16 protein-coding genes are annotated in these 16,047 nt (G+C 61.0%); 6 read left to right on the forward strand and 10 right to left on the reverse strand.

Annotated features, from left to right (window positions below):
• The first annotated feature begins 42 nt into the window (after positions 1–42).
• The gene (locus JJN09_RS18890; RefSeq protein ID WP_249483031.1) at positions 43–504 is read left to right on the forward strand and encodes a TIGR02444 family protein; all 462 of its coding nucleotides are present in this window, start codon (positions 43–45) and stop codon (positions 502–504) included.
• Here JJN09_RS18890 and JJN09_RS18895 read toward each other — a convergent pair.
• Positions 501–1,676, reverse strand: a complete 1,176-nt coding sequence (locus JJN09_RS18895) for an AlgP family protein (protein ID WP_249483032.1) — start codon at positions 1,674–1,676, stop codon at positions 501–503. The genes JJN09_RS18890 and JJN09_RS18895 overlap by 4 nt on opposite strands.
• Before the next feature lie 192 nt (positions 1,677–1,868).
• Between JJN09_RS18895 and JJN09_RS18900 the strand changes: the two genes are divergently transcribed.
• The gene (locus JJN09_RS18900; RefSeq protein WP_249483033.1) at positions 1,869–2,534 is read left to right on the forward strand and encodes an FKBP-type peptidyl-prolyl cis-trans isomerase; all 666 of its coding nucleotides are present in this window, start codon (positions 1,869–1,871) and stop codon (positions 2,532–2,534) included.
• A 59-nt stretch (positions 2,535–2,593) separates the two neighbouring features.
• Here the strand turns inward: JJN09_RS18900 and rsd are convergent, their stop codons facing one another.
• The 7 genes from rsd to JJN09_RS18935 form a co-directional block, all read right to left on the reverse strand.
• On the reverse strand, positions 2,594–3,052 hold the full coding sequence (rsd, locus tag JJN09_RS18905; RefSeq protein WP_249490827.1) for a sigma D regulator: 459 nt from the start codon (positions 3,050–3,052) through the stop codon (positions 2,594–2,596).
• 185 nt (positions 3,053–3,237) lie between these two features.
• Positions 3,238–3,789, reverse strand: coding sequence for a disulfide bond formation protein B (locus tag JJN09_RS18910; protein ID WP_249483034.1), 552 nt, complete (start codon positions 3,787–3,789; stop codon positions 3,238–3,240).
• Between the two features lie 217 nt (positions 3,790–4,006).
• Positions 4,007–5,245 (reverse strand): heme biosynthesis protein HemY, encoded by a 1,239-nt coding sequence (locus JJN09_RS18915; RefSeq protein ID WP_249483035.1) that lies wholly within the window; start codon positions 5,243–5,245, stop codon positions 4,007–4,009.
• Complete coding sequence (locus JJN09_RS18920) at positions 5,242–6,381, reverse strand: uroporphyrinogen-III C-methyltransferase (protein ID WP_249483036.1); 1,140 nt, start codon at positions 6,379–6,381, stop codon at positions 5,242–5,244. Before JJN09_RS18920 ends, JJN09_RS18915 begins: the two co-directional genes overlap by 4 nt.
• A 16-nt stretch (positions 6,382–6,397) precedes the next feature.
• Positions 6,398–7,165 (reverse strand): uroporphyrinogen-III synthase, encoded by a 768-nt coding sequence (locus JJN09_RS18925; RefSeq protein WP_249483037.1) that lies wholly within the window; start codon positions 7,163–7,165, stop codon positions 6,398–6,400.
• The gene (gene hemC, locus JJN09_RS18930; RefSeq protein WP_249483038.1) at positions 7,162–8,103 is read right to left on the reverse strand and encodes a hydroxymethylbilane synthase; all 942 of its coding nucleotides are present in this window, start codon (positions 8,101–8,103) and stop codon (positions 7,162–7,164) included. Before hemC ends, JJN09_RS18925 begins: the two co-directional genes overlap by 4 nt.
• 138 nt (positions 8,104–8,241) lie before the next feature.
• Positions 8,242–8,988 carry a LytTR family DNA-binding domain-containing protein gene (locus tag JJN09_RS18935; protein WP_096817349.1) on the reverse strand — a complete coding sequence of 249 codons (747 nt, stop codon included), beginning with the start codon at positions 8,986–8,988 and terminating at the stop codon, positions 8,242–8,244.
• Positions 8,989–9,459: 471 nt separating this feature from the next.
• Here JJN09_RS18935 and argH point away from each other — a divergent pair, with 471 nt between their 5' ends.
• Entirely contained in the window at positions 9,460–10,854 is a 1,395-nt protein-coding gene (gene argH / locus JJN09_RS18940) for an argininosuccinate lyase (protein ID WP_249483039.1), read from the forward strand.
• A 120-nt stretch (positions 10,855–10,974) separates the two neighbouring features.
• Here the strand turns inward: argH and JJN09_RS18945 are convergent, their stop codons facing one another.
• Positions 10,975–11,634 carry a glutathione S-transferase family protein gene (locus tag JJN09_RS18945; RefSeq protein ID WP_249483040.1) on the reverse strand — a complete coding sequence of 220 codons (660 nt, stop codon included), beginning with the start codon at positions 11,632–11,634 and terminating at the stop codon, positions 10,975–10,977.
• Between the two features lie 123 nt (positions 11,635–11,757).
• Here JJN09_RS18945 and JJN09_RS18950 point away from each other — a divergent pair, with 123 nt between their 5' ends.
• The 3 genes from JJN09_RS18950 to JJN09_RS18960 all read left to right on the forward strand — a co-directional run bounded on the left by JJN09_RS18950 (position 11,758) and on the right by JJN09_RS18960 (position 15,517).
• Positions 11,758–12,042, forward strand: a complete 285-nt coding sequence (locus JJN09_RS18950; RefSeq protein ID WP_249483041.1) for a hypothetical protein — start codon at positions 11,758–11,760, stop codon at positions 12,040–12,042.
• A gap of 191 nt (positions 12,043–12,233) precedes the next feature.
• Positions 12,234–12,479, forward strand: a complete 246-nt coding sequence (locus JJN09_RS18955) for a TIGR02647 family protein (protein WP_249483042.1) — start codon at positions 12,234–12,236, stop codon at positions 12,477–12,479.
• 194 nt (positions 12,480–12,673) lie between these two features.
• Positions 12,674–15,517 carry a class I adenylate cyclase gene (locus tag JJN09_RS18960; protein WP_249483043.1) on the forward strand — a complete coding sequence of 948 codons (2,844 nt, stop codon included), beginning with the start codon at positions 12,674–12,676 and terminating at the stop codon, positions 15,515–15,517.
• A gap of 7 nt (positions 15,518–15,524) precedes the next feature.
• Here JJN09_RS18960 and rnk read toward each other — a convergent pair whose 3' ends face one another.
• Positions 15,525–15,935 carry a nucleoside diphosphate kinase regulator gene (gene rnk, locus JJN09_RS18965; RefSeq protein WP_065258140.1) on the reverse strand — a complete coding sequence of 137 codons (411 nt, stop codon included), beginning with the start codon at positions 15,933–15,935 and terminating at the stop codon, positions 15,525–15,527.
• Between the last annotated feature and the right edge of the window lie 112 nt (positions 15,936–16,047).

Consider the following 16,047-nt stretch of genomic DNA (forward strand, 5'->3'; position numbering starts at 1 on the left):
CGGAGTCTACCAGCTTCGCTCACAACTGGCGCGAGTAGCACGATGTCCTCTGACCTGTGGAGCTTTGCCCTTGCCGTCTACGCCCGTCCCGGCGTGGAGGATGCCTGCCTGCGCCTGCAATCGGCGGGAGCCAATGTGTGCCTGATGCTGTGCGGTTTGTGGCTGGAACAGCGCGACGTGACCTGCGACGAGGTGCGTGCGCGACAGCTCCAAGAGCTGACCGGACCTTGGGACAAAGAGGTGATTCAACCGCTGCGGGCGATGCGCTTGCAGTGGAAAACGTTGGCCGAGACGGATCCGGTGCTCAAAGGTATGCGCGAGCAGATCAAGGGTCTGGAGCTGGAGGCGGAGCGCGCTTTACTGTCGCGACTTGAAGGCGCAGCGCAGGGTTGGAAGCGTAATTCGAAGGAGTCGAGTGACTGGCTGGAGGTTCTGGCCGGCAATGCGGCCAACCTGAACCGCGACGCGCTGCAAGTGCTGCGCGTCGCGGCGACCGGTGCTTAGGAAGCGCTGGTCGGGTTGCTGGCGACGCTCGACACCGGTGCCGGGGATGGCGTGGTTGCGGTGGTCGAGGTAGTGGCGGCGGTTGCAGGTGCTGCGGTCGTTGCCGGAGTGGCCGACGCGGCTGGCTTGGCAGCAGGTGCAGTAGCCGGTTTCGCTGCAGCTGGTTTGGCAGCGGCAGGTTTTTTCACGGCAGGTTTTGCGGTGGGTTTCGCTGCTGGCTTGGCGGCGGTAGCAGCAGGTTTTGCCGCGGCAGTTGCAGGCTTGGCAGCGGCAGCAGGTTTTGCGGCTGGTTTCGCAGCAGGCTTGGCAGCAGCAGGTTTAGCCACTGCTTTTACCGCAGGCTTGGCAGCTGGTTTCGCTGCAGCTTTGGCGGCAGGTTTGGCTGCAACCGGTTTGGCAGCGGTTTTGGCCGCAGGCTTGGCAGCAGCAGTTTTGGCCACAGGTTTTGCAGCCGGTTTAGCGGCAGTTCTGGCGGCTGGTTTTGCAGCCGGTTTGGCAGCTGCGTTTTTCGCCGGAGCAGCTTTCGCAGCAGCGGTTCTCGCCGCTGGTTTAGCGGCTGGTTTTGCAGCAGCAGGCTTGGCGGCAGCTGGTTTTGCAGCGATGGTTTTAGTCGCAGGTTTTGCAGCGCTTGCGGCTGCGGGTTTCTTCGCTGCAGGTTTTGCGGCGGCTTTCACTGGCGCTTTTGCCGGGGCTTTGGCAGGTGCCTTGGCCGGTGCTTTTGCAGCAGGTTTTGCGGCCGCTTTTTTCGCAGGTGCCGCTGCCGGCTTGGCCGAGCGCAGGGACAACGCCTTGCCGACGGCTTCTTGAACGCGACCAACACCCTGGGCCAGTTTCAGGCTTTCCTGGGCATCGCGCTTGAGTTGCAGAATGTAGCTGCGAGTGTCGGATTGACGATCCTTCAGCGCATCCAACAGGTCTTCGAGTTCCTTCACGGCACCCTTGGCCTTGGTCTGCGCCTTGGCTTTACCGGCTGCGGCTGCGTCCTGCAATTTGGTGCGGGATTTGTGCAGTTTTTCTTGTGCCTTGCCGCGTTGCTTTTCCAGTTTGGCGAGCAGTTTTTCAGCATCAGCCAAGGCTTGGGAGCAAGCGTTTTCCAAATGTTCGAGCAGGCTGCCCGAGAGCTGTTGGAGTAAGTGCAACGGAGTATTTACAGGCTTCTTGGTGGCCGACATGGTTTACCTCCTGGCTGACGTGAGTGCGGCTCATACTAGACCTCTGCTGCTACCGCCGCTAGGGCATGTTGACAGTATCGAAAGCACTCGGTTGCAGGCTTGCGAAAAACTTCTGCGCATTGCTCAAAGCAGTTCACCGTTGCAGACGTTCACGCTGGCATAATCCACCGCAATTCAGGACGGAGAGTGCCCATGTCGCGCTACCTTTTTTTATCCCTCTGCATGATTTTTTCGGCGGTGCAGGCCGACGAAAAAAACACCGCGAACGATGCGCATGATCTGGCTTACAGTCTTGGCGCGAGCCTTGGTGAACGGCTGCGTCAAGAAGTGCCGCAGCTACAGATTCAGGCCCTGATCGAAGGCCTGCAACAGGCCTATCAAGGCAAGCCGCTGGCTCTGAGCGAGGCACGTATCGAGCAGATCCTGGCCGATCACGAATCGCAGACGGCCGAGCATGCGGCCATGCCGTCAACGGAAGCCGCAATGGAAAACGAGCGACGTTTTCTTACCGCCGAAAAAGCCAAACCGGGTGTGAAAGAATTGGCTGACGGTATCCTGCTGACCGAACTGACACCAGGGAATGGCACCAAGGCCGGCCCCGACGGAAAGGTGCAGGTGCTGTATATCGGTCGACTGCCGGACGGCACCGTGTTCGATCAGAACACTCAGCCGCAGTGGTTCAATCTCGACAGCGTGATCGCCGGATGGCGCACCGCGTTGCAAAACATGCCGGTGGGTGCGAAGTGGCGATTGGTGATTCCATCGGATCAGGCTTACGGCGCCGACGGTGCCGGCGACTTGATCGCGCCTTTCACACCGTTGGTGTTCGAAGTCGAATTGCGCGGCGCGACCAGTTGATCGCCCAATAAAAAACGGTGCGCTGTTGGCGCACCGTTTTTGTGTCTTGCAGGGTCGGTTCAGGCCTGAACCGAATCCTCTTCCTTGTGGGCGGTATGCAGCACTTCGATCAGGCAGTCTTCCAGTTCGAAGCGCTCGTGGAGCAGCCCACCCAGCTCCTTGAATTTCTCGGCAACGCACTTGCCTTCATCGCAAAGATCGTTGAAGGCCAGCAGTTTTTCCGTGATGACATCGATGCGCGGATAAATCGTCTCGGCCAGCTCCAGGCCGCGCTTGTCGTTAAAGGCCTTGGCCTCGCCCGTCAGCTGTTCGTAGATTTCGAAATGCCCGGCCGACACGTAATCGACCAGCACGCCGCAGAACTCCTGCAAGGGCTTTCGATCCACGGAGAGTGATTGAGGTTCTGCGCCCAACCTGTCGTAGGCAGCGATCAGTTCCTCACGTTCCTGGAGCCAGCGGTCTATCAGCAGATGAACTCCACCCCAACGTTCCTGAGCATTCTGACAACTTTCGAGCATGGCGATCTCTCTTCCCTTGTGGGTCATGCTGCCCTACTCCCGCGCCCCTTCTTGTGGGTATTGCTTTGAGAGGCGGCCAGGCAGAGCGTCATCGAGCAACACAAATCCAATGATACGTGCGGGCCAGATTATGCCCGCACGCCTATGGCTTCAAGGTACGCAGGAGAGAAAGTTCATACAAGTGTTTAATCCCTGACAAGCGCCTGGTGCGACGGTTCGCCGCTGAGCGGTCGTTGCAGAGCGCTCCAGGCCAGCCGCAGCAATTGATAAACAGCCAGGATCGACATCGCGACGAAGAACAGCAGGCTCCACTCCGGAATGCTCAGATCGAACAGCGTCCAGGACAGTTGCGCACAATCCTCGCTGTCGTTGAACATCCGTGCCAGAGCGCAGAGCCAGGGCAGATGGCCGAGCAACTCCTCCGGGTTGGGCGCGCATTGCGCCAGCTGATGCATCGAATCGCCTTGCAGCAGCACTTGTCGCCAGGCTGCCATTGTTCCACCGAGAGCGGCTGACAAAGCGACAAACCAGTAAAGCGACACACCGGAATGCCTTGGTCCATGCACAGCCGCCACACCACAGCAGGCGGTGAGGATGCTCAGAAAAAGTCGTTGCACCAGGCACAGACTGCAAGGTACCAGACCGACCGCGTACTCAAGGTAATAGGAAGCTCCCAGCGCCAGTGTTCCCGCCGTGAAAGCCATAAAAAACAGGGAGCGTGAGCAGGTCAGCGACATGGGTTATCCGTAACGATAAAGACAGGCAGTTACGGTAGAGGAAAGGGACTCGGCCTTTCAAGGCGAGCCGCTGACGACACTTCACCAGAAGTGTAGGGAAATCCCGACAGGCTTGAGAGGAAAGGATGTAGGCCTCTGTAGGACTTTGCCTCAGAAACGAAATAGCGGTAACTATTCAGTCGAGAACATGAGAGAGGGAGCGAACTCCCTCACCCATTCAGGCGTGAGCCTGTACCGGCAAAGGCGCTGCCAGCAAACGCTCATCCAACAACCCCAGGCCTTCCTGGAACAACTGGTTGCTGCGCTCGGTATCGCCGAGCCGGGCCAACAGTCGCGCCAACTCCGCACAGGCTTCCGGGTTGCGCTGCGTGCGCAGACTACTTTCCAGATAGTCCCTCGCCTTACCCCATAGACTGGCTTGCAGGCACAGTCGACCGAGCGTCAGCAACAGACTCGGGTCAGCGGGGTGATCCTTGAGCCAGCCTTCCGCCGTTTGTAATTGACGCGCCGGATCGCTACCACGCACCAGGCCATAAAGTCGTGCCAGGTGACTGTCGTACTTGCGCTTGAGAGCGCTGCGCAACACCTCTTCCGCTTCGACCTGAGCTCCGAGCTGACGCAGTTGCTCGGCGTAGGCAAGCACCAGCGGCGATTCCTGACGCTGCGACGAAGTCAGTTGCTGCCAGGCACGATTGAGCGACTGCAGACCCACCGCGCCATCTTCCTCGCGATGCGCCGCCAGCGACAGGTTCTCACCCCAGGCACGACGTTCCAGCTCGGCCAGTTCGGCAGGAGGCAGGACCTTGTCCTTGCGCAACTCGGGCAGCATGCGGATCACTGCGGACCAGTCACCCCGCTGCTGATGCAGGCGCTGCAACTGACGCAGGGTCTGCACGTTGTGCGGATGACGCTCGCGCATGGCCTGCAAAGTGACCAGCGCACCTTCGGTATCGCCACGGTCGGTTTGCAGCTGCGCATGACTCAAGGCAATCGCCAGCTCAGCCTGAGGCTGACGTTCGAGGGCGCGCTCCAGCAGACGATCACTTTCCTCGTAATTGCCTTGCTCGTTGGCGGCCCGGGCGGCGCCAAGGTAATACAGCAACGGTTGGCGCTCGGCCTCGGCGGCCCGGTAAAGATGACGCTGGGCGCTGGCCCAGCGACCTTCGGCCAGATCCAGTTGACCGTGTTCGATAGCCACTTGTACGCGACGGCTGCGGTTACGGCGCGACCAGGGATTGACCACGCCACCCGAGGTCAGCACCAGTTCGACGAGCGCCTTGATACCCCAGATCAGCAGCCATAGCACTGCGACCAACCCCAGGGTTGCCCACAGGCTCGATTCATAGCGGAAGCTTTTGTAGGCAACCAGCACGTAACCGGAATGTTCGGCGATCGCCAGACCGAGGGCGGCCGTCGCTGCGATCACCAAAAACACGATGACATACAGGCGTTTCATGGCGTGATCTCCTGCGCAGTGGCAGCAGGTTTGGCAAACGGTTTCACCGAGTCTTCAGCGTTGACGTTACGCCGCTCGAGATAGCCCTGCACCGCGCTAAGAGTGCCCGTCAAATCCGGGGTGACCACCGTGACCGGTTGCTTGCTCAGCTCCGCTACTTGCTCGAGCATGATTTTACTTTGCGGATTGTCCGGGTTGAAATTGCCCTTGAGCACATCCCGCGCCTCAGCCAGGGCCTGGGTGTACACCGGCGCCTGGCCGTTGAGCGCGGCCCATTGCGCCTGCTCGAGCGAAAGGCTCAAGGCCAGACGCACCTGGCTCAGGCTCTGGCCGGCAAGCAGCGGACGAACGTTTTTGTCTGCATTGAAATCGATGCGGATGTAGCGCGAGATGTGATCCCACCACTGCGACCAGCGACTGGCACCGTCACCATCGGCGGTCAGGCCCAGCAACGAGTCACCGCGATCCTTGTACTCAGGTGCCAGCTCGGTGAGCTCGATGACCTGATCGCGCAACGCACCCAGTCTCAGAAACAGACCGGTACGATCCGGCTGCGCAGTACTGCGCAGCGCCACCAGGGTTTTCGCCACTTGCTCACGAGCGGCAAACGAACCCGGGTCGTTCTGTTCGCGCAGGATCTCGTCGGCACCCTGCACCAGCGCCTGAGCGCTGCTGATGTCCTGCAGGGCGGAAAGACGCAGGCTGGCCAGACGCAGCAAATGCTCGGCCTCGGCCAGGCGCCAGTCCTTGCGGCTGGCACCGAGGACGGTTTCCAGACGCTGATTGAGGCGCTGCTGATCGCCCTGGAGTTGCGTCACCAGACGCTGGCGGTCGGCGAGTTCGTCAGCGCCCGGCAGCTGCCCGAGACGCTCGGTCAGACGCTGATCGTTGAGTTTCAGGGTCTGGGCCTGATCGCTCAACGCCTGTACCTGGCTCAATTGCTCCTGAGTGTTGGCTTGCAGGTGTCGCACCTGCCAGACCCCCCAGCCACCCACCGCAACACCGGCGGCGCCGAGCAGCAGCGCGAGAATGGCCAATCCGTTGCCTCGGCGCGCTTCGGCGGCCGGTGGCGGTGCTTCAACCGGTGCATCGATCACAGGTTGAACGTCATCTTTAGGCAAGGCTGTTTCGCTCACGTATCCATCCTTTGCATTAGAGAACGGGTTCGGGATGCTCCCGTAACGCCGTCAGCAAAGCCGCGGCACTGGCGCCGCGACAATCCACAACTGTTCGAGCCCCGGCGGCATGCGCCTGCTCGGCGACTCTTGGGCTTGGAACAAACAACGGCAACTGCGCAAGCACTGGCCAAGTGTCGCCAGCCAATTGGCGCAGGTGCTCAAAACCCTGTCCACTGCTGACCACCAGCCCGTTCAGGCGTTCCGCTGCAATCCTGCGGGGCAGCTCCTGCGGCGGATAGTCCGGCAGGTCACGGCGGTACAGTTCCAGATACTCGACACTAGCACCAAGCGCGCGCAGGCGCTCGGCCAGCAGCTCGCGACCGCCCTCTCCGCGCAGGATCAACACCGCCGCGCCGGGCTGTGCGACGGCGTCGAGCAGACGTGGCAATTGCAGCAAGGCTTCGCTGTCATCACCCTCGTCCGGGGAGTTCGCATCGAGACCCCGATCCCGAAGAATCTGCGCCGTCGCCGCGCCAACGCTGAACCAGGGCATGGCCGGCAGCGACGCCCCATCGGCATCCATCAATTGCACAGCGATACGCGCCGCCGGTTTGCTGACCACGATCACCGCGCTGTAGCACGACAACCGGGCAAACGTCTGGCGCATTGTGTCAGAGACTGGCAGCGGCGCGATTTCCAAAAGCGGCAGGCAACTGCTGAAAATCCCCTGCCCGGCCAGCACCTCGGCCAGCGCCTCGCAATCGTCAGCGGGGCGCGTCAGCAGCAGGCGCCAGGCCGTCACTCGTGACCTGCCTCGCCGTAGACAGCCTTGAGAATGTCGGCGGCACCCTGGCGGAGCAAGTCTTCAGCGACTTGCACGCCCAGCGTTTCAGCGGCAGCGCGTGGCGCACGGGCTTCGGCGCTCAGCAGCTTGCCGCCGCTCGGCTCGCCGACCAGACCACGCAGCCACAATTGCTCGCCTTCAAGCACGGCGTAGCAGGCGATCGGCACCTGGCAGCCGCCATTCAAGTGTTTGTTGAGGGCACGTTCGGCGCTCACACGGTCAGCCGTATCGGCGTGATGCAAAGGCGCGAGCAAGGCGTGGATTTCAGTGTCGGCACTGCGGCATTCGATGCCCACCGCCCCCTGGCCACCGGCCGGCAGGCTGTCGTCGACACTGATTGCCGAGGTGATGCGATCTTCGAAACCGAGACGGATCAGACCCGCCGCCGCAAGGATGATCGCGTCGTACTCGCCGGCATCGAGTTTGGCCAGACGGGTATTGACGTTGCCGCGCAGGAAGCGGATTTCGAGATCCGGTCGGCGCGTCAGCAACTGCGCCTGGCGACGCAGGCTGGAGGTGCCGACGATGCTGCCGGCAGGCAATGCATCGAGGCTGGAATACGTATTGGAGACAAAGGCATCACGCGGATCTTCACGCTCGCAGATGCAGAACAGACCGAGACCTTCGGGGAAGTCCATCGGCACGTCTTTCATCGAGTGGACAGCGATATCGGCTTCGTTTTCCAGCAGCGCGGTTTCCAGTTCCTTGACGAACAGGCCCTTGCCGCCGATTTTCGACAGGGGGGAATCGAGCAGCTTGTCGCCGCGACTGACCATGGGCACCAGCGTCACCAGCAGTCCGGGGTGGGCTGTTTCCAGACGGGCTTTGACGTATTCGGCCTGCCAGAGGGCCAGTGCACTTTTGCGGGTGGCGATGCGGATTTCGCGAGAGGACATGGATCAATCCGTACTGAATAGATACGGCGGATAATAACAGCTCAGTCAAATCCACTTTGACTTGAATCAGAAACGGCGTGGCCTCCCTGGCCGGCAATGCCTGGTGAAGAGAATAGTAAACCGTCCGATCTCTGCGGGCTAAAGCCCTTGCATCATCTTGCGCACGCCCGCCACATGCCGGCGGCTGACGATCAGCGCGTCACCGTTCAGGCCTTTGAGGAACAGCTGGAAGTGCCCCAGTGGTGTGCGTTGAAGTCGCTCGATGCGGTCACGAGCCACCAGCGCGTTGCGATGAATCCGCACGAAGCGTTCACCAAATTCGTCTTCGAGGGCCTTGAGTGGCTCGTCCAGCAGGACTTCACCGGTTTCATGGCGCAAGGTCACGTATTTGTGGTCGGCAATGAAGTACACCACCTGATCCAGCGGGATCAGCTCGATGCCTTTGCGGGTCCTCGCGCTGATGTGACTGCGCGGGCCGGTGCCGCTTTCGGCGGCGGGACGAGTCAGGGCCGAAAGCTGAGCCCGATTCGGACGTTCAGCCCTTTTCAGGGCTTCCTGCAGATGTTCGGTTCGCACGGGTTTCACCACATGGCCCACGGCACTGGCCTGCAGGGCCTCCAAGGCAAATTCATCGATACCGGAGCAAAACACCACGGCGGGCGGGGTTTCGCGTTCGCACAGGCGGGCAGCCACTTGCAGGCCATCGAGGCCTGGCATGCGGATATCGAGCAGCACGATATCCGGCTTGTGGCTGTCGATCAGTGCCAACGCCTCTTCGCCATTGGTGGCGCTGGGCTCCAGGACTGTGTAGCCCTCGAGCTCGCTCACCATTCGGGCGAGGCGCTCGCGGGCCAGTGGTTCGTCATCAACGATCAGGACATTCATATTGCGCTGGATTCCTGCGTGAGTCTCGCACAAGGATAGCGTAGACAAGTGGAGTGACGTCCGTCACCGCGATCCACGCTAAGACTAGCGCGAGCGCCAAAAAGTGCCGTACGTCGGCCGGCAATATTTGCCGACACCCGAGACGCACCGCCCAAAGCTCGCCGCTGTCTGCGTTTTACGCAGGGTATGCCGATGGTCAATACACCCACCCCTCTCTTCTTATAGTCGGCGACCAGACCTTTGCGCGATCCACAGTCGCGCCGACCCTTAGTCCTACTGTAGACGCTCGCCGGGCCGATATTGCTCAATCGGAAAATATCCTTGAGCAAATCCCCCGGAACCGGCGGCGACTATGAACGCCGACATGAGAAAAAAACGTATCGCCCAGTGTCAGCGACAGGATTGGCAACCCTGTTATTATCCCCGCCAGCGTTTCACGCCTACTTTCTTCAAGCCGATACGAGCGAATTCATGAGCACTGACAAGACCAATCAGTCCTGGGGCGGCCGCTTCAGTGAACCCGTCGACGCCTTCGTCGCCCGCTTCACCGCCTCCGTCACTTTCGACCAGCGCCTGTATCGCCACGACATCATGGGCTCGATCGCCCACGCCACCATGCTGGCCAAGGTCGGCGTGCTGACGGATGCCGAGCGCGACAGCATCATTGATGGCCTGAAGACCATCCAGGGTGAAATCGAGGCCGGCCAGTTCGACTGGCGCGTCGACCTCGAAGACGTGCACATGAACATCGAGGCACGCCTGACCGACCGCATCGGCGTCACCGGCAAAAAGCTGCACACCGGCCGCAGCCGCAACGACCAGGTTGCCACCGACATCCGCCTGTGGCTGCGCGACGAGATCGACCTGATCCTGGCCGAGATCACCCGCCTGCAAAAAGGTCTGCTGGAGCAGGCCGAGCGCGAAGCCGGCAGCATCATGCCGGGCTTCACTCACCTGCAGACTGCTCAGCCTGTGACCTTCGGGCACCACATGCTGGCCTGGTTCGAAATGCTCAGCCGCGACTACGAGCGCCTGGTCGACTGCCGCAAACGCACCAACCGCATGCCGCTGGGCAGCGCCGCGCTGGCGGGCACCACCTACCCGATCGACCGCGAATACACCGCACAACTGCTGGGCTTCGACGCTGTCGGCGGCAACTCGCTGGACAACGTGTCCGACCGCGACTTCGCCATCGAATTCTGCTCGGCCGCGAGCATCGCGATGATGCACCTGTCGCGTTTCTCCGAAGAGTTGGTGCTGTGGACCAGCGCGCAGTTCCAGTTCATCGATCTGCCGGACCGCTTCTGCACCGGCAGCTCGATCATGCCGCAAAAGAAAAACCCCGACGTGCCGGAGCTGGTACGTGGCAAGACCGGCCGTGTGTTCGGCGCCCTGATGGGCCTGCTGACCCTGATGAAAGGTCAGCCGCTGGCCTACAACAAGGACAACCAGGAAGACAAGGAACCGCTGTTCGACGCCGCCGACACCCTGCGCGATTCGCTGCGTGCCTTTGCCGACATGATCCCGGCGATCAAACCGAAACACGCGATCATGCGTGAAGCGGCGCTGCGCGGTTTCTCCACCGCCACCGATCTCGCTGACTACCTGGTGCGCCGCGGCCTGCCGTTCCGTGACTGCCACGAAATCGTCGGCCACGCCGTGAAGTACGGCGTCGATACCGGCAAGGATCTGGCGGAAATGAGCCTGGAAGAACTGCGTCAGTTCAGCGACCAGATCGAGCAGGACGTGTTTGCCGTGCTGACCCTGGAAGGCTCGGTGAATGCCCGTAACCACATCGGCGGCACTGCGCCGGCGCAGGTCAAGGCTGCCGTGGTTCGCGGTCAGGCGCTGATCGCCAGCCGCTAAAAGCATCGCTGGCAAGCCAGCTCCCACAGGTTTCCCGCTGAACACACAATAGTGTTTCAACACAAAATCCTGTGGGAGCGGGCTTGCCCGCGATGACTGATTTCAGAACGCTACAAATTTCTACTTTTTGGCCGCGATCATCGCCAAAAACGTCGGCATCGCCGCTTCCTTGTCAGCAGCGATCTTCTGCACATGAGGATTCTGCTCAAGTCGCTCCAGCAGCGCCTTGGCCTTTGGCATGTCCGCCAGCAGATCCAGACCGAACAGCTTGTGCCCCACCGCAGCCGCCAGCGGCACGCTGTAGAGGAAGTACAGGTCAGCGATGCTCAGGCTATCGCCCGCCACATACGGGGCGAACTTGCCGTGGCGTCCCAGCGCCGCAAACCCCAGCAGCAATTCAGCCTTGGTCTTCTCCTTGATCGCCTCCGGCAGCGCCGCGCCGAAAAACGCTTCGCCGTAACAGGCACGGGCCGGCAACTCGATGTACAACTCGATTTCCTTGGCCACCGCCAGCACTTGAGCGCGCGCGAACGGATCGCTTGGCAGCAGCGGGACACCCTTCTGGGTGCTTTCTAGGTATTCGAGCATCACCATCGTTTCGTTGATGTAGCCACCTTCGGCCCCCAGCACCGGTACCTTGCCGCGCGGGCTGATGGCCAGAGACTCCGGAGTTGGCGTCGGGTAGAACGTGACTTCCTCGAACGGCAGGCCTTTTTCCAGCAGCGCCAGTTTGACCATGTTGTAGTAGTTGCTGACTGAGAATCCGTAGAGCTTGAACATCACATAGCCTCCAGGCCGTGCGGGGTGGGCAGTGCCTGTTTATAGATCGCTCCGGGGAATCCTGCCAGCAGCATCACGCCGCTGAATGCGGGTAAACTGGCGCCTTTCCTTGAGGAGCCTGCCATGAGCGAGCCGACAGATATCGATAACGACGAAGAAGAGTTCACCGAGAGCACTTTGATCGAAGCCATCGAAAACCAGATCGAAAGCGACAACCCGCCAGCGGCCAAGGCGACGTTCAACAAGCTGACCCTGGTTGGCTACGAACGTGAGGACATCCTGAACCTGATGGCTCACGTGCTGGCTTACGAGATCGACGCCATGCTCGATGACGACCGCGCATTCGATACCGAATGGTACGAAACGGCCCTTCGTGCATTGCCTGAGCTGCCGCCGGAAAAGCCGTAACCGCGCAGCCCGATGTGGGAGCAGCTCTGCTCCCACACAATTTGTCACCCATCTCTGCGGCCTTCTCCCGGCCCCTGACTACACTGGAATCCACCCCCGAGACAAAAACCCCGACGCACACTGGACAGGCCGCGCCGGCAGGTTCACCTTAGGGGCGCTGTCGTCCAATTCCTAGAAAGTCTGGAGTCCTTATGTCGCTTACCCCTGAGTTGGTTGCCGAACTGGAAGTCCTCGCACTCTTCAACCTGGACAGTTCCCAGGAAGGTCTGAAAATTCATCAGACCGCTGCCCCGAAGCACATAGCTGCTGCCCAACGCCTCTTTGAAAAAGAACTGATCGACCAAGCCGATGGCGGCTATTTGACCAGCCTTGGTCGTGACGCTGCGCAAAGTATCCAAACCGTTCTGACCATTCTGAGCGTTCAAGAAACCGCCTGAATCGCCTTTTATCGCCCACGGAAACCTCTGCCAGGGGATTTCCGCGGGCCAGCCCCACTGCAAGCCATCGCCGCGCGGTGGAAAACTGACGTCAAAAAACAAATTCAGCTTAATGCTCGCGCTGCACAGGCGCTAAACTCCCCCGCATTCCGTGACCTTCTGCCTCCGAGCCCTGCGAGCCGGTTAGAGTCGACATGACCCGCACCCATGAAATCCGCCCCGACCTGGACGAGGGAATCGACCGCAAGGTACTCAGCCAGCTGCGCGCACGCTTTCTGAAACTCAACGAAGGCCGCCTGAGCCGGGCGCTGGAAGGCCTGTCGACGCGCCAGCAAAGCGTACTGACCTTGCTGCCGCTGTTTTTCCACGTCAATCATCCGCTGTTGCCCGGCTATGTCTCGGGCAGCACGCCGGCCGGACTGTCGAATTACGAACCGGACGCCGACACACTCGCCGAAGCCCAGCGCCTGACACGTTCTTTTTCCTACAAACCGCGCCACGGCAGCAATCCGCCGCGACCGATTCATGGCTTGTTCCTGATGGGCAGCCTCGGCACCCTGGCCCAGGCCGACCAGAGCGACATGGACGTGTGGGTGTGCCACGCCCCCGACCTGAGCGACAGCGAACTCGCCGAGCTGCGCAAGAAATGCCAGATGCTCGAAGCCTGGGCCGCGAGCCAGGGGGCCGAGGCGCATTTCTTCCTGATCGACCCGGTGCGCTTCGTCAAAGGCGAGCGCGACACCCAGCTCAGCTCCGAGGATTGCGGCACCACCCAGCATTATTTGCTGCTGGACGAGTTCTACCGCACCGCGATCTGGCTGGCCGGGCGCACGCCGATCTGGTGGCTGGTGCCGGTCTACGAAGAACGGTCTTACGACCAGTACACCCACACGCTGCTGTCCAAGCGCTTCATCCGCAACGATGAAACCCTCGATCTGGGGCCACTGGCGCACATTCCGCCGGGCGAGTTCGTGGGTGCCGGGCTGTGGCAGTTGTTCAAGGGCATCGAGTCGCCCTACAAGTCGGTGCTCAAGCTGCTGCTGATCGAGGTCTACGCCAGCGAACACCCGCAGGTGCAGTGCCTGAGTCTGCGCTTCAAACAAGCGGTGTTCGCCAACCGTCTGGACCTCGACGAGCTGGATCCGTACATGGTGGTTTACCGCCGGATCGAGGAATACCTCACAGCACGCAACGAACCGGAACGGCTTGAGCTGGTGCGTCGCGCGCTGTACCTCAAGGTCAACCGCAAGCTCACCGGTAACAGCCGCACCCAGAGCTGGCAGCGCTCGCTGCTGGAAAGACTGGCCAGCGAATGGCACTGGGATCAGCGCCAACTGGCGCTGCTCGACAGCCGCAGCCAGTGGAAAGTCCGTCAGGTCAGCGCCGAGCGCCGAGCCTTGGTCAACGAGCTGAACTACAGCTACCGCTTCCTGACCCAGTTTGCCCGCACCGAGCAGACTGTCAGCCTGATCAACAAACGCGATCTCAACGTTCTCGGCCGACGCCTGTACGCCGCGTTCGAGCGCAAGGCGGACAAGGTCGAGTTCATCAACCCCGGCATCGCTCCGGATCTGGCCGAAGACACCCTGACCCTGGTGCAGTCACCCAACAAAAAGGAGCCTGGGCAAACCCACTGGGGTCTGTACAACGGCAGCCTCACGGCGCTGGAGTGGGAACACTTCGCACCGATCAAGCGCAGCCGCCAGTTGCTGGAACTGCTGACCTGGTGTCACCGCAACGGCGTGATCGACAGCAGCACACGACTGGCCCTGCACCCCGGCACCAGCGACCTGAGCGAGTTCGAGCTGTTCAACCTGCTCGGCAGCCTGCAGCAGAGCATCGCCCTGCCCCTGCCGACCGTCGCCGAAGCGCCGCTGTTGCGCGCCAGCGTGCCGAGCGAAGTACTGATACTGGTGAATATCGGGGTCGACCCACTCAAACATCACCGCGACCTGAACATCCTGATGACCACTGAGCGCACGGACTCCTTGAGCTATGCCGGCGTGCGCGAGAACCTGGTGCTGACCCTCGATCAGGTCACGCTCAACAGCTGGAACGAAGTGCTGGTCAATCGCTTCGACGGCCCGCATGCGCTGCTCGACTGCCTGCGCGACTACCTCAACAACTTGCCGCGCGGCCCGCAACAGCCATCGCTGCGGGTACGTTGCTTCTGCCACAACCGCGCGCAATTCATCGCTCGCCGGGTGGAAGAGATCGTCGATACCGCGCAAAACCTGTTGCTTAGCGACTTGAATCATCGCTACCTGATTCAGGTGCAGCAGCACTATCACGTACTGGAACTGGTGCCGGGCCAAGTCAGCCATGTTGCCCTCGCCACCCTGCCGGCGCTACTCGACTACCTGGGCGAGGAGCAACCGCGTTACAGCCCTTTGCATCTGGACCCGATGGCGCTGGAAGACCACGACCTCGCGCTGATCCTGCCGATGGGCCAGCCCGAATGCATTCAGGTGTTCTATCGGATCACCGAGCAAACCGCCGAGCTGTACGTGCTCGACGAATTCAATGCACTGTGGCAACAACACTTGCCCTATCACGACGAGCAAAGTCTGCTGGTGCCATTGCAACGGTTCCTGCAATCGATCCAGTTCAGGCGCGAAGCACTGCTGCCGATGGACTCGAACCACGCCGCCAGCCTTGAAATCTTGTATTACCAGTTATTGCCCTCAGGACCGGGACGCGCGCGACGGGTAGAGATGCGCCCGGCACCACAGACGCCAGTCAACAAACCGTTCTATGACGTACAGGCAATCGTCGGCAAAGCCGCACCGGGACAGGTGCAGGTCACGCTGTATTGCAATCAACGGGAATTCAGCGAGCTGGAACATGGCGACCAGTTGTTCAGCGTGGTCGCCCGGGAGATTGTCGGGCAGCGCCGGGAAACCGAGCGCTACCGCTGCTATATCACCGACCTCGATCTCTCGGGCGTGATCGGTGACGGGCAGAGTTCGAGCAATCTGTATCTACGCTACAAGGCCGACCTGGAACGCTCTCTGAATGAGGCGCTCGAGCAGGTCTGAGGCGGGGTTATTCCGGGAAGTCGCCGCCGTTGGCAGGCTGCGATTCGACTTCCAGCAATGTCAGTTTCAGGGTCTTGCCGCCCGGTGCCGGCCAGTCGATGTGCTGGCCGACTTTCAGGCCCAGCAGCGCGCTGCCGACCGGGGCCAGGATCGAGATTTTGCCTTCGTCGGCGTTGGCGTGCTTCGGATAAACCAGAGTCAGGTGATAGTCCTTGCCACTGCCTTCTTCTCGACAGTGCACACGGGAATTCATCGTCACGACATCGGCGGGCACTTCATCGTGGCCGACCAGTGTATCGGCGCGGTCCAGTTCGGTTTGCAGCGCGATCACGCCCGGCAGCGTGTCATCCAGGCTGTCGATCAGGCGCTCCAGACGTTGCACGTCCAGACGGGTAAGGGTGATGGAAGGTGCGGTCATGATCCGGGCAGACTCCTTTCTTCTGCACACAAAAAAAGCAAAACCCCGCCAAAAAAGACGGGGTTTTCACCAGGCCTCGATGGGTTGAGGCGTTTCCGGACACTATCACAGC

This window comes from Pseudomonas sp. HS6, from assembly GCF_023375815.1.
In the GTDB taxonomy this organism is placed as follows: Bacteria; Pseudomonadota; Gammaproteobacteria; order Pseudomonadales; family Pseudomonadaceae; genus Aquipseudomonas.

Coding starts and splice junctions, on each gene's coding strand:
- JJN09_RS18890 (WP_249483031.1), top strand. CDS start 43: ATGTCCTCTGACCTGTGGAGCTTTGCCCTTGCCGTCTACGCCCGTCCC.
- JJN09_RS18895 (WP_249483032.1), bottom strand. CDS start 1,676: ATGTCGGCCACCAAGAAGCCTGTAAATACTCCGTTGCACTTACTCCAA.
- JJN09_RS18900 (WP_249483033.1), top strand. CDS start 1,869: ATGTCGCGCTACCTTTTTTTATCCCTCTGCATGATTTTTTCGGCGGTG.
- rsd (WP_249490827.1), bottom strand. CDS start 3,052: ATGCTCGAAAGTTGTCAGAATGCTCAGGAACGTTGGGGTGGAGTTCAT.
- JJN09_RS18910 (WP_249483034.1), bottom strand. CDS start 3,789: ATGTCGCTGACCTGCTCACGCTCCCTGTTTTTTATGGCTTTCACGGCG.
- JJN09_RS18915 (WP_249483035.1), bottom strand. CDS start 5,245: ATGAAACGCCTGTATGTCATCGTGTTTTTGGTGATCGCAGCGACGGCC.
- hemC (WP_249483038.1), bottom strand. CDS start 8,103: ATGTCCTCTCGCGAAATCCGCATCGCCACCCGCAAAAGTGCACTGGCC.
- JJN09_RS18935 (WP_096817349.1), bottom strand. CDS start 8,988: ATGAATGTCCTGATCGTTGATGACGAACCACTGGCCCGCGAGCGCCTC.
- argH (WP_249483039.1), top strand. CDS start 9,460: ATGAGCACTGACAAGACCAATCAGTCCTGGGGCGGCCGCTTCAGTGAA.
- JJN09_RS18945 (WP_249483040.1), bottom strand. CDS start 11,634: ATGTTCAAGCTCTACGGATTCTCAGTCAGCAACTACTACAACATGGTC.
- JJN09_RS18950 (WP_249483041.1), top strand. CDS start 11,758: ATGAGCGAGCCGACAGATATCGATAACGACGAAGAAGAGTTCACCGAG.
- JJN09_RS18955 (WP_249483042.1), top strand. CDS start 12,234: ATGTCGCTTACCCCTGAGTTGGTTGCCGAACTGGAAGTCCTCGCACTC.
- JJN09_RS18960 (WP_249483043.1), top strand. CDS start 12,674: ATGACCCGCACCCATGAAATCCGCCCCGACCTGGACGAGGGAATCGAC.
- rnk (WP_065258140.1), bottom strand. CDS start 15,935: ATGACCGCACCTTCCATCACCCTTACCCGTCTGGACGTGCAACGTCTG.